General features: G+C 68.0%; 1 protein-coding gene. It reads left to right on the top strand.

Features of this window, described 5'->3' with window-relative positions:
* Positions 1-137 precede the first annotated feature (137 nt).
* Positions 138-1,016, top strand: a complete 879-nt coding sequence (locus tag E1258_RS32800) for an IS5 family transposase (protein ID WP_371688724.1) — start codon at positions 138-140, stop codon at positions 1,014-1,016.
* Positions 1,017-1,040 lie beyond the last annotated feature (24 nt).

The raw sequence follows: 1,040 nt of genomic DNA, 5'->3' as shown, positions 1-1,040 counted from the left end.
CTAAGGCGTGTTTCAGAAGTCGTGGTGGCCGGTGAAGGTCACGGCGTGGCGGTGATCGATAGCTGAAGAGGTCTCCGGTAAACGGTTCAGCGACCAAGCTCGAACGTCATACCGGAGACCTCGTGGCCACCCTAGCGGTGACGAGGCGGCACGACCTCACCGACGCCCAGTGGCAGCGGCTCGCTGCGCTGCTGCCTGCCGCGTCGGCGAAGGGCCGGCCGCCGAAGTGGGAGAAACGGCAGCTCATCGACGGGATCAGGTGGCGGATCCGGATCGGGTCGCCCTGGCGTGACGTCCCGGCCGAGTACGGACCCTGGCAGACGGTCTACGGCCTGTTCCGTCGCTGGCAGCGCGACGGAACCTGGGACAAGATCTTGACCGCGTCACAGGCCGCCGCCGATGCGGAAGGCCGGATCACCTGGACGGTCAGCGTGGACTCGATGACCAGCCGCGCACACCAACACGCCGCCGGCGCCCGCAGAGACGGCCACCTGCAGAAAGAGCCACCCGGCGGCGTGCACGACGAACCCGCCGATCACGCCCTCGGACGATCTCGCGGCGGTCTGACCACCAAGACGCATCTGGCCTGTGAGCAGGGACAAAAGGTCCTATCGATGGTCGTGACCGCCGGGCATCGTGGTGACAGCCCGCAGTTCATCCCGGTCCTGCGCCGTATCAGGGTGACCCGTCTCGGGGTGGGCCGGCCCCGCACCTGCCCCGACCTGGTCCTGGCGGACAAGGCGTACACCAGCCGCGGCAACCGCGCCTACCTGCGCAAGCGTGGGATCAAGGCGTGCATCCCGCGCAAGAAGGACCAGGACGCCCACCGCAAGGCCAAGGGCGCCCGCGGCGGACGCCCGCCGAAGTTCGACCCAGACCTCTACCGGATGCGACACGCCGTCGAGAACGGCATCGCCCGACTCAAGCGCCACCGCGGCGTGGCCACCCGCTACGACAAGTTGGCCGTCCGGTTCCAGGCCGTCCTGACCATCACCATCATCTGCGAGTGGCTCTGACCGGCTTATGAAACACGCCTTAGC

The organism is Micromonospora sp. KC207 (assembly GCF_004348615.1).
GTDB lineage: Bacteria > Actinomycetota > Actinomycetes > Mycobacteriales > Micromonosporaceae > Micromonospora.
This window is presented reverse-complemented; position numbering and strand designations above follow the sequence as displayed.